Here is a 20,462-nt window from a genome sequence, read left to right as displayed (position 1 = left end):
GTGCTCACAATTTCTCGAGAAGTTGTTCGCAATCAAGTTCCTCCCTTAGCGCTGAAGTAAGTTTGTAAAGAAATGTTCACTGTCAGTTGTGAATGATGTAAAGTTGCAACTGGAACTTAGGGAAAAGATAAACATTAGAGGGATCGACATGCCTATTGGTAGACTCATACACCAAGAATCAGATATCACCGCAGGCGAACTAAAAGTTAATGATGCCTACGATATCAAGCTTAGACATCTCCCTAGCGGTGACTACGAACTCATCATTCATATGAAGCTCCAATTTTTTTTCAAAGATGCTGGCACATTAAAATGGGCATCGGCTGAAAAAGCACTGTTTTTGAAAAACTGGAAAAATGAAATAAATAACGCCTGGGGTGGTCGAACGATTAAATTACTTTCTCGCGGAAAGAAAGTTCTACTTAATTTTGAATTTACCATTCAAGAAGGTGGTTGGATGTTTGACCACTGGGAAATAACTGTTAACAAAATTAAAAAAGGCACGTTTGCTACCAGCTATGTTGTTCCTAAAATGGGGAATGTAGTATTGGATAGCGAAGACTTCACACCGGTTAACAAAGGTGGTCGAAGCCCGCAACGAGGGGTTATCCATGAATTCGGGCACATGCTAGGGTTACTGGATGAATATAAGAAAACTAACCCTCACTCCACGGATACCAGCAGCGTAATGCACAGCGCGGAGCTCGTTCGTCCAAGACATGACTCAACAATTATGAAATGGCTGAACAATACACTGGCATTGAAGAAAATAAAATGAAACGACTCCCTCTCTACCTATTATTTGCCGCAATATTTCTGTTTTCAGGATGTAATGACGTGGAAACCGTAAAACATAAATTAGAAGCCATAGCCGCAAGTACCAATGGTGAAAATGAACACCAACACGTGACAAGTTTTCAAGAGTACGCAAGCGAAAACAACTTGCCGTACGTTCTAGAAGTTTCGAGCGGAAACCAGCAAATTAATGTGAGTGATATCAGTCATCATTTAAACGAGCCATTAACGGTCAAAATCAAAATCACGGGCCAATCCCCCGAATTCACTTGGCACCCCAAAAAAAACGAGAATATCTTCATATTGCTCAGAGAGTAACGGGGGCTCAATCAACGATACAGAGATATGGCGTGAATAATCAACTCATCGCGCCAATCTTCGAACCACATAGCCCCAAAGTACACTAATTAACCTCATATAGTTAAACTTTCTTTTTCAAAGCATGCAGAACTCATACTCATAAATCCAGCTTGCGCTTACTAGAGAATTTCATCATCGAGAGTCGCAACTAACTCACTTATATCCTCTGTATCAAGATTAAACCACTCACCCCGCTTCCTTTTATCGTTGTAAACGACATGTAGTGCTTTTTCTATTGCCAAAGCAATTTTCCGATTAATAAACTTTTTTAGTGCAAGAAGTTCGATTTGGGGCTGTTCGCTCTGAAGTGTTCGCTCTCTTATCACTGGGTTCGCAGAGATACCGATCTTACACGCGTTATTTCGAATGTCTCTCATAAGATATACAAAACTGAGTAAACGAGGTGATTGTTGGGATAATGCTGTCGTTGCAAGTCTCTTCGCACCCTTAAGCAGGAGCGAGTGCAGTGGCAAAACTATCAAACAAGAGCTGAAGCCCAGCAGGATATTCTGAAATATATTTCTGCGTTTTATAACAACAAGCGGCTACATACGTACTTCGATTACAGACGTCCGATACAGCCTGAAAAAGAAATAGTTGAATTAAGAAAAGTTGCTTAACTGGGCTGTGCAGTTTTGCTTGATCATGTCATCTTGAGGCGGTCAACGAAAACATGTCGAGTAATCCCAAACTGGCTCTGAAAGCCATCAAAACGACGAGTACGCAAATAGGCATTGCGAAGCATTAAAAGCGTCAAGCGATCGCCTATCACAGCAAGGCTGCGCGCGATTGAGCATGACGATTCGCCCATCCCCTGCCATTTCATGCTTATCCACCTGATTGATCAATCTGGCCATATTATAACTTGACAAGGTTCCTATTTGGAACCTAACATAACCTTGACAGCGCTCAATGGTACATTAACAAATGACAACGGATCACACAATGCGCACACGTACACAAAAGACCCAGCCTAGCCTGGGCGACTCACTGACCTTGCCTTGCGGCGAGGCCCTGAACAACCGAATTGGTAAATCAGCCTTAAGCGAAGCCTTGGGCACAGCAGAAGGTTGTGTAACCGAGAACCTCGTCAGGTTATATAAAAACTGGTCGAATTCTGGTGCCGGGTTGATTATTACCGGCAATGTCATGATCGACAGGCGCGCACTCGGTGAACCGGGCAACGTCGTACTGGAAGATGATCGCGATCTGAACATGTTCAAACGCTGGGCAAAAACCGGTACGGCGCATGGTAGCCACCTCTGGATGCAGCTCAATCATCCGGGCAAACAGGCAATCCGCGGCCTCAACCGCGAAACGGTCGCGCCATCAGCCATCGGCTTTCGGCCCAAGTTGGCCCCCTACTTCGCTACCCCGCGCGCGCTCAAGGCTGCCGAGATAGAAAATATCATCGAGCGCTTTGGCAACACTGCAGCACGCGCAAAAAAAACCGGCTTCACTGGTGTCCAGCTACACGGCGCACATGGTTACCTGATTAGCCAATTTCTCTCACCCCATCACAATCGTCGTGAGGACCACTGGGGGGGCAGCCCGGAAAATCGACGCCACTTTGTACTGGCTGTCTACGATGAAGTCCGTCGTCGCGTGGGAAACGACTTCCCCATTGGCATCAAGCTGAATTCTGCAGACTTCCAGCGTGGTGGTTTCACTGAGGAAGAGTCCCTAGACACAATCCGGGCGCTCGCTGAGGCAGGCATTGACCTGATCGAAATTTCTGGCGGCACTTATGAAGAGCCCGTCATGCAACTCGGCAAGCCGAAAGATTCTACCGTTGCTCGTGAAGCTTACTTCCTCGACTTTGCCGAGAAGGTTCGCGCCGAGATTGAGACACCCTTGATGGTCACCGGCGGTTTTCGCAGCCTGGACGGTATGCAATCCGCGCTCAACTCAAACGCCCTGGACATCATCGGTCTGGGGCGCATTTTTGCTATCGAACCTGATGCACCGACCAAACTTCTACGTGGTGAAGAAACCGTGCACAAGGTAAAACCCTTATCCACCGGCATCAAATACGTTGATCGGTTCGGCTCGCTTGAAATCACATGGTACACACGCCAACTTCATCGCATGGGTCGAGGCAAGGCCCCCGTACCAGATGAGCATGCACTGAAATCCTTCCTCTTTGATCTGCGAGCCAAAGGCTTTGGCATCGTAAAAAACCGCCTGCGCGCATGACACCCAATATCCCAATAGGACAATCCAATGAAACCCTCTCAATTTGTTGAGTCAGGCACGGTTCGTCTGGCTGTTTACACCTGGGGCAAACGCCCCACCAGCCGGTCTCCTCGCCCGACTGTCGTACTCGTGCATGGCTACCCAGACAGCGCGGAAGGCTGGGCGCAAGTCGCAGAATACCTAGCAAAAGACGCCTACGTCGTCGCCTATGACGTTCGCGGCGCAGGTCAGTCTTCCGCCCCCAAAGGCAGCAAGCCCTATGCGCTGGAACACTTGGTAGGTGATCTGACCGCTGTTATTGATACAGTCAGCCCGATGCAGCCCGTGCATCTGGTCGGCCATGACTGGGGTGGTCTTCAAGGCTGGGAAGCGGTGCAATCAAAAGCATTGAAGTACCGTATCGCTTCATACAACGCACTCGCCCCTGCGCTGGATCATGTGGGCCTATGGTTTCAGAGCAGAATGCGCAGTGGCTCACCCCGCCAGGTAGTCGAAGCTGCACATCAGTTACTGGGTTCGTCCTATATGGCTGCTTTTCAGCTACCACTCCTTCCAGAACTGACATGGCGCTACGGCCTCGCCCATCAGTGGCCACGCTTTCTGAACCTGCTTGAAGGCATCAAGACCAAACCACGCCCTTCACAGGCAGCGGACGGTCGTTTCGGTCTGGGGCTATATCGCGCCAACCTCATACCCAAACTCATGAAACCAGAACCTCGACGCGTCGATATCCCGGTACAGCTATTAATTATGGAGCGTGACCGGTTTGTGCCTGAACGACTCTTCACGGGTGTCGAAAACTGGGCGCCCAATACGCTACGTACACACATAGATGCCGGCCATTGGGCGCCGTTATCCCACCCAGAACCGCTGGCACAGGCCATTGGCGACTTCATTCAGAATCATCATTAAGGAGCCCTGCCATGAGTAAAACAAATATCAAGAAGGCGTCCAGCGCCAACTACGACATCATTCCGCGTCGAGTAAAATTCGATTGGGAAACGTCCCCCCTGCACTGGATTCCGGATGACCCCTTTGCCAGCCATGCACTGAACGAATTCAGTTTCCTGCTGACTCAGGGCGAGAAATTTTTCTGCCGTGTATTCCGTACAGCGCTGCCCCACGTTAAAGACGATAAGCTACGGGCTGATGTCGAAGCCTTTATTAAACAAGAAGCCGTACACAGTCATGCGCACCACGAATCAATTGAAGGCTATCTGAAACGACTGGGACTCAGTGGCGGGCGTTTTGAAGAGCGCAACGCCTTGTTGTTCGACCAGTTGCTGCTCGACGACCCCTTTGGCCGAAAACTGCCCGAATCACTGCAATACCAATGGCTGGTGTTCCGCATTGGCCTGGTCGCGGCTATCGAGCATTACACTGCTGCGCTTGGTGTATTTGTGCTTGAAGCCGATGCCTGGGATAAACATGGTGCCGACCCGATCGTTGCTGACCTGTTCCGCTGGCATGGTGCCGAAGAGGTAGAACACCGCACCGTTGCCTACGATCTTTACCGCCACCTCGGCGGCACTCACTCCATGCGTACGCTGGCTATGGCCATCGCTTTTCCGGCGCTGGTATCACTGTCCATGTTGGGCACTGCCCACATGATTCGCCACGACGAAAAGCTCAAAAACGCATCAAGAACGCCCATTCCACTGCGCCTCATATTGGGCTGGTTACGTTCAGCTCGTTTGGGTACTTTCCCGGCCATGCGCTGGTTCCCGCTGCATGCCTTGCGCTTTCTACGACCAGGTTACAACCCGCTAGATGAGGCCTCTACCGAACAGGCGCTGGCCTATATCCATTCATCGCCTGGAGTACTTGCGGCGAATAACGGGGTGCACCATGAGAAAGCCGAATGAACGATCAATAAAAGCATCCACAGCTGAGCCGTCCAAGCCTTGCGCAGTGATTATTGGCGCAGGAACGCCTCAGGGCATTGGCGGTGCGGTATGCGCCCACTTTGCTGCTGCGGGTATGCATGTTTACGCAGCGGGTCGCAGTATCGACAAAGTGCAAGAAACAACCTCATCCATCATTGAAAATGGTGGCAAAGCCAGCGCGGTTGTAGTGGATGCCACCGAGCCGACATCTATTCATGAACTCTTCGAGAAAGCTGGGCTTCGCACTCATGCCCAGGCGATGGCGCGCGAGTTCCAGCCCAAAGGCATCCATGTTGCCCATGTGGTCATTGATGGCTTGGTGGCTGGAGATCGCGCGAGTGAATTTGGCTACGGCCTGGGCAAAGCCTATTTGTTGAGCCGCGGTGAAGAAGGCAGCCTGGATCCGGCTGCGGTCGCCGAAACCTATTGGCAACTCCATGTGCAACCTCGCACCGCCTGGACGCATGAGCTGGAACTGCGCCCCTTCAAAGAGAAATTTTAAAACAAGCACAGTCGATTGAGATCTGAGTAGGGAGAAACATCATGACGAATGCAAAACCTATGGACGTGCACTGGGATGCCATTGTGATTGGTTCAGGCGCGAGCGGAATGACGGCTGCAGCCTATCTGGCCGGCGGCGGGTGGCAAATACCGCAGGTGCGCGACCTACCTCGAGGCCAAGAAACGCATCACCGACATCCTCATTGAGCGTGCGAACACCGATCACCCAAGAGCGTTACACACTATGCAGCGACGGCTCCGCCTACGGTATCGAGTGCAACGTTGGACAGTTCAGCATGTTCCGTCCCAACGCCCGCACCGAAATCGGTGGTCTGTTCATGGCGGGCTCGACCACGCAAGGCCACGGTGGCTGCAAACGCCTAATCAACATGGGGAAGCACAATGACGTTCATCACTGACGGTCTGACCTATATCCATTCACTCCCAAGTACGCGAGCCGCACTCAGTTAAGCGATCAAGAGGTAAACAAAATGTCACACGAGACTATGAGCACAACTGATAAATACGATCCTCGCTGGCTAGCGCTTATTCTGCGCATGCTCGGGACGGGTTTTCTCCTTTTCTTCGGCATCGCCGCCTTCATGATATTCACCAGGCTGGATCAGAGCATGCTGCAAAGCGAGTTGGTCCAGTTAATGGTGCGCCTGGTGCGCTGGGGTGATTTGGACGGTGGCGCAGAGCACTACGAACTCATGGTCTGCGTGATCTACATCGTATGGGGCTGCTATTTATGGATCGCGGCTCGCCAATCCGCTATCACATAAACTATTCCTGGACTTCAGCGTCGCGGCCAACGTCGCCCATTTCGGCCTTATGTTTTTCCAGGGTTTGCTCATGCAGCACGAACATATCCATCTCGTCGGTGATGTGCTGCTGGGTTGGATAGGGTTAGGCGTGCTCATCGTTTTCTGGCTTCCGGCCCGCAAATACAATGTTAAAGCCTCTAAAACACGGGATCACATCATGCAAATCTAAACCAACACAACAGGCAAAACCTGCTTCCTGCGCAAGACGATACCGCCCTGGTTCGGCTATTTCAGACCCGGCTTCCACCTATGGGATCATGACAACACTCACCATCTGGGCAGCCTGGAAGACTTCGTGCGAACTTTTGAAAAAACACGCCCTGCCACAGCAACCACACACTAAGGAAACACGACATGAGCCACGACATCACTCTGCATCAGTGGGAGATATCTCCCTTCTGCCAAAAAGTTGCCCGTAGCCTGCGCCACAAAGGGCTGAACTACCGCACTATCGACTACAATGGGCTGCGCGGCGCTAAGGTCATGCGTCTGAGCAAAGTCGGCAAGGTGCCCGTGCTGGATATCGACGAACAGCGGATTCAAGACAGTACCCGCATTGCTCGCTGGCTGGATGAACATTATCCCGAGCCTCTGCTCTACCCTGCCGATACGAGCCAAAGAGCACAGGCCGAACTATGGGAAGACTTCGCTGATGAACTTCTTTATTGGTACGAAGTGCATTTCCGGGTCAGCGACCCTGAAGCTATGAAAATCGTCGTAGACCTTTCCTGCGAAGGCCGCCCAGCTTTCGAACGTGTCGGTGCCAAAACTGTTCTGGCCTTTGGCCTGCGCCAACAACTGAAATTCCAGGGGCTAGGTAAGATGTCGCCCAACGATATTCGCGATGAATTCCTACGAATACTGGACCGCATTGAGATTGCCTTGGAAGCGACCAGTTGGCTGGCTGGCGACGCCATGAGCATTGCTGACATTTCGGTTGGCAGTCAGCTACTTGAGATTGACCGCACCAGCGGCCCCATACGGTCAGAACTATGGAAGCGCCCCCGACTCGCCGCATTACTAAAAGAGGTAAAAGCGTTATGACATAGAGAGTCACCACGGAACGCTGTGGGCATCTATTGCTCATTGGCCTCAACCTCACTGAGAAACTTAATGCATTTGATCCTGAAATGATCACCCAGCTGTCGAAGGCTTATACCTTGCTCGACAGGGATCCCGAATTACGCTGCGGGGTACTCTGGGCTGAGGGCCGCTATTTCACCAGCGGCCTGGATTTGGCCAACATCATCAAGGCTATTCCCAGCGAAGTCATTAAACCGATGATTCCACGCCGTCATATCGACCCTTGGGGCACAAACGGCAGAGTCTGCCGCAAGCCTATCGTCAGCGCGGTTGAGGGGCCCTGCTACACCCTAGGCATTGAACTTATCCTTTGTGGCCAGATCACCGTAGCCTCAGAAAACGCGATCTTTACCCAGGCAGAGATCAGTCGCGGCATCTTTCCCTTTGGCGGTGGCACGGTACGCTGGCCTCTAGCAGCGGGTACGCAGAATGCCTATCTGCACCTGCTCACGGCCGACGAATTTGATGCCGGCGAGGCTCTAACAGAAGCCATTGCCATTGCCATTGCCGAACAGATTGCCCAGCAGGCACCGCTGGGTGTTCAGGCCACGCTAAAATCAGTACGCCTGTGCAATCCAGCGGTGCACAGGCCGCACTCTCCAAGCTACGAAGAACCTTCGCCCGACTGCTGTTATCGAAAGATGCCAGACGCGGTGTGGAAGCCGTCAAGGCACGCAGAACGGCAGAGTTTCAGGGGATCTGATGGACGTCATACCCGCGAAAGCGGGTATCTTCTACTAAAGAGACTCCCACTTTCGCGGGAGTGACGTATCTTAAGAGCATGCTGAGTCGACAGATACGGCGTCAGGTGATATCCTCCTTCTTGTCGACATAAAGTAAAGACGCACCCTTTCCAGCATCCAACCAATCGTCACCCCACGCTGTCATGGCTAATAAAACAGGGTATAAAGATTTTCCCTTTGTGGTCAGTTTATATTCGTAACGCCCTTGTTGATACTCCTCTTTCTTGAAAATGCCAGCGTCAACAAGCCTCTTCAACCGCCCTGAAAGTAGATGTTTTGTCATACCTAATTGTGACTGAAAATCTGCGAATCGCTTGGTACCGAGAAACGCATTGCGAACGATTAGCATCGTCCAACGATCACCAATGATCGCCAATGTGCGGGCCACGGGACAATTCATTTCCCCAACCTTTTCCCACTTCATTGAAATTTGCTCCCTTATTGGTTTACAACGCCTCCATTGACATGGTACAAAAAATGAACCTGTCATGCCAACGCTACCATTATAAAACCGGGGCATTTAGTTGTGCTTATTTGTCTGCCCCCCTGCCGATGGTCGCCCTTTCTTGAATTGATGCACTCTATCCAATTCTAATCATTCATCAGGTCGTGACCCACATCCCGTTTTAGGTCATTAATTGAGTGGAGACCAGTTGGACGCAGATATTGGCCCATTACGAACTCCTTTTCTGACACGGGGGAAATGTTGACGTTCACCGAAATACTCAGTTGGAGGCGGCCATCCAGATTTCAAATTTTATCGGGAATATCCGTTCGCTCAGCCTACAAATTCTTGCAAATCAATTTGATCGCCCATCAACACTTGGTCTTTTATCAGTCGACCTGCGTTAAATCGTCACAGGCTCCCCCTCACCATACGAAGAGTCAATAAAAGTCCGAGAATCTGTAAAGTGACGATCCTAAGGAAGGTCTGATCCATCAGCCATATTTATAGAAGAAGCCCGCTTTCGGCAAATCTCGTCAGAAACAGCGGGTTTTATTCCTGATATGCCACCTTATGTGGCCGTTACGCGCCTACAAGACGCAACTTACCTGTTAAACTGGCTGCAAATGCCTTTTGGCAAGCACAATATTCGCCAACGCACATTTCGTAAATACCGCAGTTGCGTTTATATCCAACCCTTTGTATCTCACTTTTTTGTAGCCAAACTGGCCTTTCAGTACGCCAAATACATGCTCAACACGAGACCGTACTTTCGATTTGAATCGGTTTGACGATCTTTCCTGATCTGAAAGCGGCCTGTTGCGATACGCCTTTCTCTGAGTGAAATCTTTGGCATTGGGAGTTCGCTCTTTAAGCACTTCCTATAGGCCAGCGTAAGCAGAATCCCCCCATAATCGAGTTTCATCTCCGTGAAGTAAATCTTCCAGCACCTGAGAGTCATGAACATTTGCAGGCGTCACGACAACCGAATGAATCAGCTTGGTTTTGCTGTCCACACCAATGTGTGCTTTCATGCCAAAATACCACTGGTTGCCTTTCCTGGTCTGCTTCATTTCCGGGTCGCGTTATTTGTCTTTGTTCTTGGTGCGTTGATAATGCTGGCGTCAACTATCGTGCCTCGTGATACCTTTAAACCATTCCCCTCCAAATAAACATTCACTAAACGAAATAGCTCATCACCAAGATTATGCCGCTCCATTAAATGGCGAAACTTACAGATAGTCATTTCATCTGGCACAGGTTCCTTGCCCAAGTCTACCCCAACAAAAAGACGCATTGCTCTTGAGTCATAGAACGCTTCTTCTGCACCAGGATCCGACAACTCAAACCAATGCTGGAGGAAATGAATACGAAGCATACGTTCCAAACCGACTGGCTTGCGTCCTGCGCCTTTCGGAGGTTTTGGGTAATAGGGTTTTATTGCGTCACTCAATTCCTTCCACGGAATGATTTGATTCATTTCATCAAGGAAAATCTCTTTTCGGGTTTTCTTTCGGTAAACCTCAAACCCTGTCGCTTCCAGACTCTGTTGTTTCATGTGCAAACCAGCTTATTGTTGTTTGGGTTATGGTATATCATTTTTGTTAATTAATCAGAGGTGCCTTAATTGTATTAGCGAGAGGAAAGTCGAGACTGACCAGTTCTTTAATGAGCTGATTCCAATCTGTCAATGAGTTCGGCGTCTCGTCGATACCCGCACCGTTGAAGGTGTATGCATGGTTAACACTCTTGCCATTTAGCAATGTAAAGTACGCAGTTAAGTGTCCTCCCAACGAGTGCCCTGGTACATTTAATTGATCTGTAGCAGAAATTACTCCATTTTGAACAGCCTCTTGATAGAACTCCAACATATCACGAACTTGACCACCGGCCTCACCGGTGAATGTCAAACTAATGTCCGCAAGTATATCGGTACCTAACAGCTCTGTTCCATTGACCAACCATAGTTCACCAGTGTCGTTGTGTTCGACGATCATCCCCTGATAACCAGAAAGCGAAGCCTCGGGAGTTGCGACCTTAACCGTAAACTTGTCGGTAAAATATTTAGCTAGATAGGCAGAATTTAGTTGCTAATATCGATAAATCTGCATAAACAGCAGTGGACAATAGCGCGGCTTCAAAACTTTTTTGATCCATAATCGCTCAGTCTCCTTATTGTGAAATAGTTACTTGCTCTCCATTTTCAAATGAAACAGGTTCCAAGTAATAGTCGTCACAGGTATTATCAAAAAACCAATGTTTATGTACCTTCCACTTAAACAATCGGTTATTTTGATCTAGTAGACAACCATGAAAAGTTTCGAGGAAAATATCATTGATCGAAAACGGTATAGGCAATATTTTTGGAGCTAAAACTGGAGATAACCTAGTCAGTTGTGAATTTCCCACCACATTGTCTCCCCATCCAGCTAATTGACCGTTAGACAATAGTGCTAGCCTACGAACACCACCGACAATTTTCTTCATTGGAAATAGCTTTGTTTAAGCCAGACTCTTCTCCTATAACGGGAATATAGTCAAGCACATCATTCCATTCATTGGCTTCTTCGAATGTCTCACGGAATAACTGGGGTATTTCTGACCACTTAATCTTGTGACTTTTCTCAATTCCTGAAATCGATGGTGTTAGAAGATGATACTTCCAGTCAGAACTGACTGGTAGCTTTTGATGCTCCTCGATTGTCGTTCTAGCCAATGTTCCCCAGTTTAAAAGAACTTGCTTGAGATCAGACTTTACAGACGAAAAAACAAGTGGCTCATCACCCGCTAATTTTTGCAATTGAGAATATGCGTTACCTCCCGGAAAAAGCGAAGAAAGGCCTTTCTTGGAATACACTTTCGCAAACTCCCGAGAACTTGGAACCTTCCCAAGAATTTTCTTTAAATTGATGTACTTTTCCAATGCCTCGCTAATTTTGTATTCACTTGTCATTGCGTTCTCACTGTGTAAATCGGACGTTTACGCGGTACCACATTTTTCCTGCAAATTTTTTGACACTGCTTTTTCGGAATAACAGAAAACACTAGAACCATTACTCTGAGTATGCAAAGTAAATTGTTGATGCTCATACTATATGGTTAGAAACACCCAATTTCGCTTTACATTAAGCTGGTATATAGACACCGAAGAAAATGAAACGCAAATGCAATTCTACATTTACAGAGTATCTGAGTTAGTAACGGGTACCACTTAGGGAAACCAATATTACTTAAAACTCACTATTCGTCACTCCTGACTAAAACCCCAAACCGGCACCAGCCTGCAGATTCATTAGACTATTTGCTGATTGTTATGCCCCTAATTAGTGCGGATGATGCTGCTTCACATCATTTTTCGGCGGCGCTACGGAGACAGGACAATGAGATTAATGGGCAAAAAGGGATTCGACAGGATGACAAGATTCAATCGATGCAGGCCAACGATCGCTCTGGCGACAGCTCTGATCGCAGCTCCGTGCGCTTTGCCCGTATTCGCTGCATCGGAGTACGACAACTATACCCTGTTGGGCGAGAATGAAACTTACGATGCGAATCGGAACGGGTTTATTCTGGGTTCAAAAGGCCAGGAAACGGTTAGGCTTACGGGTCATTCAGAGGTATCCGTTGATGCGAATATCGAGCGACTGGAATTCTCGGAAGCACTGCAAAATTACCAGATTTCCATTCAAGGCACACTCGTTGTTATCGAAGATCCCCAGAGCACAACCACCCTGCTGGGTCTAAACAATCCAGTAACATTGGCTTTCATCGACGGCTCGGCAACGTTGACGCTCACCGGGCTGGGGAATGCCAATCTCGGGGGAAGTGCAATCCCTGGAACGCCATCCACAATCACCACCGAATTAAACAGCACTGACCCCTCAACCGTGACCCCCGGTGGTGAACCCTCTCCGATTACCCTCAGTCAATCCGAAACCTACCCTGGCAGGTACCTCGTTGCGGTGCAGGATATCTTGCGCAGTCAAAACGCTGCCATCAACAAAGTTGAGCCTTTTGCCGAAAATCACCTGCTACTCATTGGCGAATTCACCGCAACGGAAAACCGTGATGATTCTACCGGCTTTTTTGTGGAGCTGGATGGCGAACTTAACCCGGTTCGCTGGGTTGTGGATGCCGGCGGCTATGCCGATCTGTGTGTGCACCCTTCCGGTCAATACACACTGGCCCGGTTTGTCCTCGATAATACGGACCCAGACTCCCGAACGTACAATATACGCCTGGAGAAATACAGTCAGGCACACGAACCGCTCAGTCAGGTACTGCTCACTGAAGACGAAATTGAACCCTACTATGAACTACCTTATACACTGGAAGAATACCGAAATGCACCTTTCACCTTAAGGGACAACAACCGGGCACCCGATGACAGCAACCGGGTCTGGCTATTCAACCAATTCAAATATCTTGGTCGTGACCAGTATTTGAAACTCAACTGTGATCAGGAGAGCGTGCTGGTCACGTACAACTTCGATGGTTTCAAGCTTACACAATTTGATGCAAACCTGTTCCCCGTATGGCATGACGCGATCATGCACTTTAACTTTGATAACAATGCATTTGGCGGGCTAGCGCGAATAACTCAGGATGCGTTCGGGAACGTCTACACGATCTCCAGTGTAACCAACAACGCCATACCGTCTTATAACCACCGCTTCAATACCCACTACACATTCGAAGAATCAAACTTCTTGCAAACAAACCTGATTATCCGCCAGTACACACCGGATGGCGTAATGGTCTGGGAGAAATTAATCGGTAGCGATGAAGATGATATTGTTGTGGATGCCGTAGTTGACGACCAAACGCTCTTTATTGGCACCCATAGCCGGATTCTGAAACACCCTGACCGCGCTAACAACACGACAGAATGGGATATTGGCTGGTTCCAGTTTGCATTGGATAGTCAAACGTATGAATACCAGTTTCTGGACTTTGATCAGGAAGACCAGCTCAAAGGCATCTTCAAAGACGGTGACACATTCTATCTCTATGGATTGACGGCGATGAATCAGGTCGATACCAACAGCTGGGTCAGCTATGGTCACGCGTTCTACATGCCACTTGAGCAAGGGCAAGTGGACGACTCGATGGCACCGATTTTGGTCAAAGGTGATCGTTTTACTGAGATTCGTAGTCTTACAAGGCACAGTTTGAGCGGTCAAAATAGTCAATTTGTATGGGGTGGCGCGACCAATGCCCCCATCACCCATAGTGCGGACTTCGACAGTACGGCGTTTATCGGACTGTCAGACTGAAGCGGTTCGCAAATTTGTAAGACAGCACTCGATTTCCGCAACAATCCGGCAATAATAGTGGATTGAACGGATTGTAAAGCCGCAGTGTATTGGCTGCGTATCAAAAGGAATCGAGTGATGGCACTTACAAACTATCTCAATATAACCATCGAAAAACAGCAACCGGGAGACAAGTCATTTCTGTTACCTCGACTGTGTCTGCATTGTGGGTCTGAACAGATCCACCGCGAAATGGAATTTTACAATCAGTCCACCACGTTGAGCAGCCGGGTTATGGAAATGATCCTGGGCCCCTTTATGCTCTTGGCTGCGTTGTTTAGCAAAAATGAAGTCGTCTGTATTGGCTACATCTGCGCAAGTTGCGAGCAAGTGCTCGCCAACGAGCAAAAAGCCAAAAAGTGGTTTTGGGTACTTTGGTTAATCGGCACAATTACACTCTGTTTTGGCATCCTGGGCCTCGCCGATCATTTTGCACTGGATATGCCCAATCTGGTGCTTTGGGTTATGATTTGCAGCCCCTTGATCCTGTTTGTATTTCTATGGGCACGACAGCAAGCCAAATTAAAAAAAATCAGGCGAAATGCTCCTCCAGACTACTCCCCGGATAGATTTGTACACAGCGTCAAGATGAGCCAGGCCGGCATGCCCCTGACCAAAAAGCGCATGCGCTTCAAAATGGTAGCAAAGGTAACCAACCGGCAATTTATTCGACATTTTATGCGTGTAAACAGTGTGAATACCGAAATTGGTTACAATCACCGACGCCTAGCCAGACTGCCGACTCCGGAAAACTGATCGCCCGTGGAAAACGGATCGTCCCAGCGCTAATTTTGAAATGCCGCCGCCGGGAGCGTATCTTCTGGTATGTGCAACTTTTTGATCATTTCTCTACGCCAGGGGGTGTCCTCGAAAATACACTGATATTCTCCGGGGAACTCATCATGAATTTTGACCAAATAGTGCACGCCCAAGCGGGGATTGCTGTATTCCTTGCGGAAATGAATTACTGCAATATGGTAAAGCGCTGAAGCTCGGACATCTTCACTATAGGTTTCATCCTCATAGATGGCATTTAACCGCTTAATTGCCCGATCGACACCATGCCGCTTCCCCTGCTCCTTGATGTAAACCAGTAATTCTGGCATCACTTTATCCTCGTCATTGGTACAAGGAGAGTTGGCATGGTCTTTAAGATAGGCTTGGGCAGCATCATCAAGTCTGTCACTGAATCGCTCTTTTTCCAGTTCCGTGTGCAAAACACCAACCCCCGTCGCGGTCGAGGCTACACCAATGATGCCACAGCTACTCAACGCAACCATAAGCGCAAGCACGAGTACACTATTTCCAATCAAACTTTTTCTCATTTTCATTTCTGGTTCCCAATCTCTATTGGAGCGCAGAGCCTGAGCTAAGCACTTTGTGATTTCTGTCAACACTCAGAACTATAACTGACCACTGGTCACTTATAAAGTGCGGCCGCTAACAAAAATAATCTCAAAGAAGAAAGCGGTCCGATCTGTGACTACCAGAGCCTGACAGAAGAAAGGCGACGTTAGCACAACCTACGGCTAAAGTTACTTCGCCAGCATATCTTTGAACAATGTCCAATCGTCGATGACCTGATGGTAATAACTCAGGCTGGTTTCCAGCAACTCGGGGATAACCACCGGTAATTGCGCCCCCATTGCCACTTCAAACCGCGTCGAGCGGCGATCACCACGGGCATGGGCCAGCGCTAGCGCCTTGCCACAGGTCTTGCCGTATTGAATCAGTTTATTGGCCGCCGAGTAACTGTCGGACTTAAGCGCGAGCACCACATCTTCCGGGTCGATGCCCACACGGGCATGGTGTCGGGAGCGGATTAACCAGTTCTGGTCTTGCCAGAGCGCTTCATCGAGCACCAGATCCGGTTTTCGCTGCATGTGACGCTGACAATCGACCGTCAGATGAGCATGATTAAGCCGGTTAACCGGGCTGATATCCGGAAAATAGTATATCGGTGCAGCTTCGCGCTGGAGCTTCACTTCAACGAGATGGCAGAGCCTCAATTCTTCAAGCGAGGGCGAAATACAACCCCCATTGCGTTCCGCTTTCGCAAGCCCGTCGGTACCCACTAGAAGATAATAACGAGCCATGTTCACAGAGCCGGTGCCCGCTCCCAGCCGCTTTACAATATCGAGTATCTCGTCATCGACATAAGGCCGGAATTGATGATAGACCGCCTGATATTCCGCTTCGGGCAATCGCTCGAAACGTTCCGGGAGATCACGGAAGCGAAGCGGCCTGCTTTCGGTGGCCACAGATTTGGCCAACGTGCTCTTGCTGCCAAACTTCGCGCCCCCTGCAGCCCGTGATAATGCTTTACCATAAGCACCAACGAGTACATGGTCTGACTTTATTTTTTCAATGGCCCGCATACGCTTTTCCGGTTTAGCAGCAATTTTTTCACAGGTTTTTTCGTAGGCCCGTAAAAATGCCAAAACCCCATCACTGGCGGCTTGCCTGGAAATCCCTTTCGACTGAAAGTCGGCACAATCCGCTTCGGTTGCATAGCTTCCGGCTAACACGCCCCTGCCGTAATCAGCGCCCAGCAGCATGCTCACGGCGAAACGCAGCAAATCCCAGACCGCGTGACCTACACAGGCATCATCGAAGTCATTCGGTGCGAAGATAACCGTATCTCCATGGGCCCCTTCTTCCGTGAAAAATCCAAAATTGGAAAGGTGGCAATCCCCCATCACACTGGTGAGCGGTACAGACTCGGTTAATGTTTGCGGGCAGCGCAAATTCCCTGCAGCAAGATCGGCATAAAACAGTTGTGATGTACCCCGGTAAAACTGAAATGGATTATTCGCCATTTTCAAGTGTTTGGCCGACGGTGCCTTCGCGCCGGGTTGTTCACCGTCCACCCGTACGATATGTTCACATAAAAATGCTTTTCGCTGGTTCACGACGCTTCTCCTTATTAACAGCTAGCGCAGCCGCTTCATATCATCATCGTCAGACTTATTTTGATCCAGACATTGCTCATGGTCTGGATAAAGTGTGCATTGGTCCTGCTGCCGGGGTTCACTTGTCGCATCCGTCTGTTCTGCCGGAAGCGGCTCTGCCATGCTGTCGGGCGTGGAAACAACCTCGGACGTACTGGAACAGGCTGTGAGTATCGTGGCGAATACAAACGGTAAAAATTGGGTCAGGCGCATCCTTGTAAGCCTCATAGTGAGCTTCATAATGTCCGGGTCAGGTTAAATTGCTTTAAAAAAGTCGGTTTAAGGACCTTTTGAATTGCCCAGTGAAAGTCCGGGCTTTTCGCCAATGCCGGTGTGTCCAGCGGTTTGTAATCCATATCCACAAACAGTTCGCTGACATTCACCAGACATTTAAAAAAATACATCACATTTAATTCATCTTCCAGTAACGAAGCAAATCGTAAACCGTTTCGTGCGATATTCCAGTTAAATGGTTCCAGGGCCAGCACTTCCTTGGTTTTAGCCATAAAATCCGATTGCTGGAGATAATTCCGGGTTGGCTCATCTTCAATCCAGTGACCTTGACGCCGTGCGCCATTGAGATAGGCCCCCAGAATATTCTGCCGTAATTTGTAGATCACCACTTCATTCAAATCACTTTTTTCTTCAAGTAACCGAATGGCTCGCTGATAAAGGGTAATCGCCTGGGACTGAGCATCCTGTAATCGACTCCAGAAGCCCGCGTTACGTAATGTCATGATCCGGTCGAAGTAAATATCCCCTAAAAGCCAGTTCAAACGGACTTCACGTAAAAAATGCTCCGATTGACAGACCTCCAGTTCGAACTGGATAAACTGCTCCAGCTTCTGAATCCGATCAGACGAGGCCGGATCTTGATCCTGGCCGAACAAACAATCGTAAATATCCATCAGGCCATCGATTTCCCTTGGAAAAGGGCTGGGGAAGCTTTGCTCGTGCAGCCGGTCTATCACTGCGACCGTATTTTTGGATGGCTTAAGGTGGGGGAAACGATAATTGGCTTTGAGCGTTTTGATATCCGGGCCGACTTCATACTGCTCGATAAACTGCTCCCAGGTCCAAAGCCGTTTGAGGCGGTGTATTTTGTTAAATGTGCTCGGCACAGAGTGGGAACTCCTGAGGATTCGGGATGGATTCAGATCATTTATAGATCAAAATCACTATAACCTGTCAAGACCAATTTTCACAGAAAAAAGGGTCTGTTTGCCCCTGATGGCTCAATTTACACTGGAATCGTTCTCTTATGAAACGCTAGAAACCGCTACAACAGGAGTCGATCCATGAAAATAACACGCCCCGATTTGACCATCACATTGATGCTTTCAACCTTGATACTGAGTGCATGTACTGCCACAAATCCGTATTCAACAATTCCGTATTCAACCAGCCATGCAACATACGAAAACCAATATGCAGAACTCGCTTTTTCATCCCCCTCAGCGCAACCGGGTATCGACAGCAACCTGCCGGTATCCGATAACAAATACCAAACATTTGCCAATAACGATATAAAACTCACCACAGAACACCCGGTCTCAACCCTGAGTATCGATGTGGATACCGGATCCTACACCCAAACACGAAGACGCTTGAGTCAGGGAGAGCTGCCCATTCAGGATTCCGTACGGGCCGAAGAATTCGTGAACTACTTTAGTTACCAATACCCACAGCCTGAAGATGCGAACCACCCCTTTGCAGTTTTTGCCGAGATGGGTCCAACACCCTGGAATCCGGAAACCCGACTCCTGCATCTGGGAATTCAGGGAAAAGATGATCAGGAATCCGCACCCGCGGCTCGGAATCTCGTGTTTTTACTGGATGTATCGGGCTCCATGCAAGGCGATGATCGACTGGGACTTGTGCAGAAATCACTCACCGCCCTGACCAAACGCTTGAATAGCCAGGACCGTGTATCCATTGTCGTGTACGCGGGCGCATCCGGCGTGGTGCTAAAACCGACACCGGGGGATAAAAAATATACGATTATCAACGCACTGTATCGTCTGTCTGCCGGTGGCTCCACCAACGGTGGAGAGGGCATCGAACAGGCCTATGCACTGGCCCGGGAAAACTACATTCCCGGTGGCACCAACCGGGTCATTCTCTGTACGGATGGTGATTTGAATGTAGGGCTAACGGAACCCGTTCAACTACTGCAACTGATCGAGCAAAAGCGAAAACAAGGTATTTTCCTCACCACTCTGGGCTTTGGTGACGGTAACTACAATGACCATTTACTTGAGCAACTCGCAGATCACGGAAACGGGCACTATGCCTATATCAATAGTTACGCTGAAGCGCGCAAAGTTCTGATTCGGGAGATGAATGGTACCCTCAATACCATTGCCAGCGACGTTAAAATCCAGATTGAATTCAATCCAGCTGTGGTGAGCGAGTATCGACTGATTGGCTATGAAAATCGTCTGTTGGCACGATCGGATTTCAACAATGATCGCGTTGATGCCGGGGAAATAGGTTCCGGCCACAGTGTTACGGCGCTTTATGAAGTGCGCTTGAGCGCAAACCCGAAGCAAAGCATTGACTCACTCCGCTATGCTCTCCACGGCAATATCCAGAGCAATGACATTCCCGGAAACACGGATGAACTGGCTTACGTGAAACTACGCTACAAAAAGCCCAACACCAGTAATAGCATACTGGTTTCAAAAGCGATCAAGCACGAAGACCACATCCCAACCCTGCAGGAAACCAGCCCGGATTTTCGTTTCTCTGCCGCCGTGGCCGCATTCGCACAGCGATTACGAGGTAATCACCATGTTTCGTATACCTATCCCGACATTGCCAGACTCGCGCAAAGCGGCCTGCAATTTGACCCAGAAGGGGATCGGCGAGAGCTGGTTAGCCTGGTGGAAACAGCCGGGGAGCTGGCTGGCGAATTTCACTGATAAATTGACGGAAAACGACCGTAACTATCAATAGGATCGGCATTTTTCAGAGAGTACGCCTGAGAGGTCACAGTATAGTCTTGGCCAACCAAACCGACATCCACTGTAGTAGTCTAATAGCACCGTACCAAACCACGTCGATGTCGGGGCATGTTGGAATTATGCCGTTGTAGAACGTTTCTGTAGCAGTCTAAAACATGACTGGATTTTAATAGTGGCTCAACCAACACGGGAGCACATGAGGAATGATGTCGCAGTTATATGCGTTATTACAATCAAGAACGGTTTCATTCAACCAATGGAAATCTGTCGCCAATTGACTATGAAAGTTCTCTAAAGGTAACAAATTCTCCTTTTCAAGATCTGACGCAAACACTTCCCCCATATCTGGAAAGGCTGTAAACCTTTCGTTGTTTTCATAGATCGGTTCGTAGTC

General features: G+C 48.9%; 21 protein-coding genes and 4 pseudogenes. 15 read left to right on the top strand and 10 right to left on the bottom strand.

Annotated features, from left to right (window positions below; all coding sequences use genetic code 11):
• The first annotated feature begins 148 nt into the window (after window positions 1–148).
• Both OLMES_RS02400 and OLMES_RS02395 read left to right on the top strand, forming a co-directional pair.
• Window positions 149–778: a zinc metalloprotease gene (locus OLMES_RS02400; protein WP_157678116.1), complete on the top strand. Its 630-nt coding sequence runs from the start codon at window positions 149–151 to the stop codon at window positions 776–778.
• Window positions 739–1,113: a hypothetical protein gene (locus OLMES_RS02395; protein ID WP_157678115.1), complete on the top strand. Its 375-nt coding sequence runs from the start codon at window positions 739–741 to the stop codon at window positions 1,111–1,113. The genes OLMES_RS02400 and OLMES_RS02395 overlap by 40 nt, the downstream gene beginning before the upstream one ends.
• A 161-nt stretch (window positions 1,114–1,274) precedes the next feature.
• Here OLMES_RS02395 and OLMES_RS02390 read toward each other — a convergent pair whose 3' ends face one another.
• Window positions 1,275–1,532 carry a GIY-YIG nuclease family protein gene (locus tag OLMES_RS02390; RefSeq protein ID WP_157678114.1) on the bottom strand — a complete coding sequence of 86 codons (258 nt, stop codon included), beginning with the start codon at window positions 1,530–1,532 and terminating at the stop codon, window positions 1,275–1,277.
• Window positions 1,533–1,545: 13 nt separating this feature from the next.
• Here OLMES_RS02390 and OLMES_RS02385 point away from each other — a divergent pair.
• Window positions 1,546–1,775, top strand: a pseudogene (locus OLMES_RS02385) (IS3 family transposase); the annotation flags it as partial.
• Between the two features lie 23 nt (window positions 1,776–1,798).
• Here OLMES_RS02385 and OLMES_RS02380 read toward each other — a convergent pair.
• Complete coding sequence (locus OLMES_RS02380) at window positions 1,799–1,981, bottom strand: winged helix-turn-helix transcriptional regulator (RefSeq protein WP_087459777.1); 183 nt, start codon at window positions 1,979–1,981, stop codon at window positions 1,799–1,801.
• A 119-nt stretch (window positions 1,982–2,100) separates the two neighbouring features.
• Between OLMES_RS02380 and OLMES_RS02375 the strand changes: the two genes are divergently transcribed.
• The 8 genes from OLMES_RS02375 (at window position 2,101) to OLMES_RS02345 (ending at window position 8,415) form a co-directional block, all read left to right on the top strand.
• On the top strand, window positions 2,101–3,351 hold the full coding sequence (locus OLMES_RS02375) for an NADH:flavin oxidoreductase/NADH oxidase family protein (RefSeq protein ID WP_087459776.1): 1,251 nt from the start codon (window positions 2,101–2,103) through the stop codon (window positions 3,349–3,351).
• Window positions 3,352–3,378: 27 nt separating this feature from the next.
• Complete coding sequence (locus tag OLMES_RS02370) at window positions 3,379–4,263, top strand: alpha/beta fold hydrolase (RefSeq protein WP_087459775.1); 885 nt, start codon at window positions 3,379–3,381, stop codon at window positions 4,261–4,263.
• An 11-nt stretch (window positions 4,264–4,274) separates the two neighbouring features.
• The gene (locus tag OLMES_RS02365) at window positions 4,275–5,216 is read left to right on the top strand and encodes a metal-dependent hydrolase (RefSeq protein ID WP_087459774.1); all 942 of its coding nucleotides are present in this window, start codon (window positions 4,275–4,277) and stop codon (window positions 5,214–5,216) included.
• Window positions 5,200–5,739: an SDR family NAD(P)-dependent oxidoreductase gene (locus OLMES_RS02360; protein ID WP_087459773.1), complete on the top strand. Its 540-nt coding sequence runs from the start codon at window positions 5,200–5,202 to the stop codon at window positions 5,737–5,739. Before OLMES_RS02365 ends, OLMES_RS02360 begins: the two co-directional genes overlap by 17 nt.
• A 490-nt stretch (window positions 5,740–6,229) precedes the next feature.
• The gene (locus OLMES_RS28235; RefSeq protein ID WP_198343194.1) at window positions 6,230–6,523 is read left to right on the top strand and encodes a hypothetical protein; all 294 of its coding nucleotides are present in this window, start codon (window positions 6,230–6,232) and stop codon (window positions 6,521–6,523) included.
• A gap of 70 nt (window positions 6,524–6,593) precedes the next feature.
• Window positions 6,594–6,734 carry a hypothetical protein gene (locus OLMES_RS28230; RefSeq protein WP_198343193.1) on the top strand — a complete coding sequence of 47 codons (141 nt, stop codon included), beginning with the start codon at window positions 6,594–6,596 and terminating at the stop codon, window positions 6,732–6,734.
• Window positions 6,735–6,919: 185 nt separating this feature from the next.
• Complete coding sequence (locus tag OLMES_RS02350) at window positions 6,920–7,609, top strand: glutathione S-transferase family protein (RefSeq protein WP_087459772.1); 690 nt, start codon at window positions 6,920–6,922, stop codon at window positions 7,607–7,609.
• 35 nt (window positions 7,610–7,644) lie between these two features.
• On the top strand, window positions 7,645–8,415 hold the full coding sequence (locus tag OLMES_RS02345) for an enoyl-CoA hydratase-related protein (protein ID WP_198343192.1): 771 nt from the start codon (window positions 7,645–7,647) through the stop codon (window positions 8,413–8,415).
• A 37-nt stretch (window positions 8,416–8,452) separates the two neighbouring features.
• Here the strand turns inward: OLMES_RS02345 and OLMES_RS02340 are convergent, their stop codons facing one another.
• From OLMES_RS02340 to OLMES_RS02325, 4 genes and pseudogenes are all read right to left on the bottom strand, one after another.
• Complete coding sequence (locus tag OLMES_RS02340; RefSeq protein ID WP_087459771.1) at window positions 8,453–8,815, bottom strand: winged helix-turn-helix transcriptional regulator; 363 nt, start codon at window positions 8,813–8,815, stop codon at window positions 8,453–8,455.
• Window positions 8,816–9,447: 632 nt separating this feature from the next.
• A pseudogene (locus OLMES_RS02335) lies at window positions 9,448–10,394 on the bottom strand (IS5 family transposase).
• A gap of 46 nt (window positions 10,395–10,440) precedes the next feature.
• Window positions 10,441–10,839, bottom strand: a pseudogene (locus OLMES_RS02330) (DUF6792 domain-containing protein); the annotation flags it as partial.
• Between the two features lie 455 nt (window positions 10,840–11,294).
• On the bottom strand, window positions 11,295–11,789 hold the full coding sequence (locus OLMES_RS02325; protein WP_087459769.1) for a hypothetical protein: 495 nt from the start codon (window positions 11,787–11,789) through the stop codon (window positions 11,295–11,297).
• 460 nt (window positions 11,790–12,249) lie between these two features.
• Between OLMES_RS02325 and OLMES_RS02320 the strand changes: the two genes are divergently transcribed.
• Together OLMES_RS02320 and OLMES_RS02315 are read left to right on the top strand one after the other, a co-directional pair.
• Complete coding sequence (locus OLMES_RS02320; RefSeq protein ID WP_087459768.1) at window positions 12,250–14,112, top strand: hypothetical protein; 1,863 nt, start codon at window positions 12,250–12,252, stop codon at window positions 14,110–14,112.
• Window positions 14,113–14,229: 117 nt separating this feature from the next.
• Window positions 14,230–14,907 (top strand): hypothetical protein, encoded by a 678-nt coding sequence (locus OLMES_RS02315; RefSeq protein ID WP_087459767.1) that lies wholly within the window; start codon window positions 14,230–14,232, stop codon window positions 14,905–14,907.
• Window positions 14,908–14,936: 29 nt separating this feature from the next.
• Here OLMES_RS02315 and OLMES_RS02310 read toward each other — a convergent pair whose 3' ends face one another.
• The 4 genes from OLMES_RS02310 to OLMES_RS02295 form a co-directional block, all read right to left on the bottom strand.
• Window positions 14,937–15,482 (bottom strand): hypothetical protein, encoded by a 546-nt coding sequence (locus OLMES_RS02310; protein WP_157678113.1) that lies wholly within the window; start codon window positions 15,480–15,482, stop codon window positions 14,937–14,939.
• Between the two features lie 204 nt (window positions 15,483–15,686).
• Complete coding sequence (locus tag OLMES_RS02305; protein ID WP_198343191.1) at window positions 15,687–17,063, bottom strand: DUF2252 family protein; 1,377 nt, start codon at window positions 17,061–17,063, stop codon at window positions 15,687–15,689.
• A gap of 21 nt (window positions 17,064–17,084) precedes the next feature.
• Window positions 17,085–17,330 carry a hypothetical protein gene (locus OLMES_RS02300; RefSeq protein ID WP_157678112.1) on the bottom strand — a complete coding sequence of 82 codons (246 nt, stop codon included), beginning with the start codon at window positions 17,328–17,330 and terminating at the stop codon, window positions 17,085–17,087.
• Window positions 17,331–17,338: 8 nt separating this feature from the next.
• Window positions 17,339–18,223 (bottom strand): hypothetical protein, encoded by an 885-nt coding sequence (locus OLMES_RS02295; RefSeq protein ID WP_087459764.1) that lies wholly within the window; start codon window positions 18,221–18,223, stop codon window positions 17,339–17,341.
• Window positions 18,224–18,400: 177 nt separating this feature from the next.
• Between OLMES_RS02295 and OLMES_RS02290 the strand changes: the two genes are divergently transcribed.
• Window positions 18,401–20,026 carry a vWA domain-containing protein gene (locus OLMES_RS02290; protein ID WP_087459763.1) on the top strand — a complete coding sequence of 542 codons (1,626 nt, stop codon included), beginning with the start codon at window positions 18,401–18,403 and terminating at the stop codon, window positions 20,024–20,026.
• A gap of 139 nt (window positions 20,027–20,165) precedes the next feature.
• Window positions 20,166–20,428 (top strand): annotated as a pseudogene (locus OLMES_RS28500) (integrase core domain-containing protein); the annotation flags it as partial.
• Window positions 20,429–20,462: the final 34 nt, after the last annotated feature.

The organism is Oleiphilus messinensis, assembly GCF_002162375.1.
GTDB classification, from domain to species: Bacteria; Pseudomonadota; Gammaproteobacteria; order Pseudomonadales; family Oleiphilaceae; genus Oleiphilus; species Oleiphilus messinensis.
Note: the sequence above shows the minus strand (reverse complement) of the source record. Positions and strands in the feature narration are given on the sequence as shown.

Coding starts and splice junctions, on each gene's coding strand:
- OLMES_RS02310 (WP_157678113.1), bottom strand. CDS start 15,482: ATGAAAATGAGAAAAAGTTTGATTGGAAATAGTGTACTCGTGCTTGCG.
- OLMES_RS02290 (WP_087459763.1), top strand. CDS start 18,401: ATGAAAATAACACGCCCCGATTTGACCATCACATTGATGCTTTCAACC.
- OLMES_RS02350 (WP_087459772.1), top strand. CDS start 6,920: ATGAGCCACGACATCACTCTGCATCAGTGGGAGATATCTCCCTTCTGC.
- OLMES_RS02300 (WP_157678112.1), bottom strand. CDS start 17,330: ATGAGGCTTACAAGGATGCGCCTGACCCAATTTTTACCGTTTGTATTC.
- OLMES_RS02395 (WP_157678115.1), top strand. CDS start 739: ATGGCTGAACAATACACTGGCATTGAAGAAAATAAAATGAAACGACTC.
- OLMES_RS02375 (WP_087459776.1), top strand. CDS start 2,101: ATGCGCACACGTACACAAAAGACCCAGCCTAGCCTGGGCGACTCACTG.
- OLMES_RS02380 (WP_087459777.1), bottom strand. CDS start 1,981: ATGAAATGGCAGGGGATGGGCGAATCGTCATGCTCAATCGCGCGCAGC.
- OLMES_RS02365 (WP_087459774.1), top strand. CDS start 4,275: ATGAGTAAAACAAATATCAAGAAGGCGTCCAGCGCCAACTACGACATC.
- OLMES_RS28230 (WP_198343193.1), top strand. CDS start 6,594: ATGCAGCACGAACATATCCATCTCGTCGGTGATGTGCTGCTGGGTTGG.
- OLMES_RS02370 (WP_087459775.1), top strand. CDS start 3,379: ATGAAACCCTCTCAATTTGTTGAGTCAGGCACGGTTCGTCTGGCTGTT.
- OLMES_RS02315 (WP_087459767.1), top strand. CDS start 14,230: ATGGCACTTACAAACTATCTCAATATAACCATCGAAAAACAGCAACCG.
- OLMES_RS02360 (WP_087459773.1), top strand. CDS start 5,200: ATGAGAAAGCCGAATGAACGATCAATAAAAGCATCCACAGCTGAGCCG.
- OLMES_RS02340 (WP_087459771.1), bottom strand. CDS start 8,815: ATGAAGTGGGAAAAGGTTGGGGAAATGAATTGTCCCGTGGCCCGCACA.
- OLMES_RS02390 (WP_157678114.1), bottom strand. CDS start 1,532: ATGAGAGACATTCGAAATAACGCGTGTAAGATCGGTATCTCTGCGAAC.
- OLMES_RS02325 (WP_087459769.1), bottom strand. CDS start 11,789: ATGACAAGTGAATACAAAATTAGCGAGGCATTGGAAAAGTACATCAAT.
- OLMES_RS02400 (WP_157678116.1), top strand. CDS start 149: ATGCCTATTGGTAGACTCATACACCAAGAATCAGATATCACCGCAGGC.
- OLMES_RS28235 (WP_198343194.1), top strand. CDS start 6,230: ATGTCACACGAGACTATGAGCACAACTGATAAATACGATCCTCGCTGG.
- OLMES_RS02320 (WP_087459768.1), top strand. CDS start 12,250: ATGACAAGATTCAATCGATGCAGGCCAACGATCGCTCTGGCGACAGCT.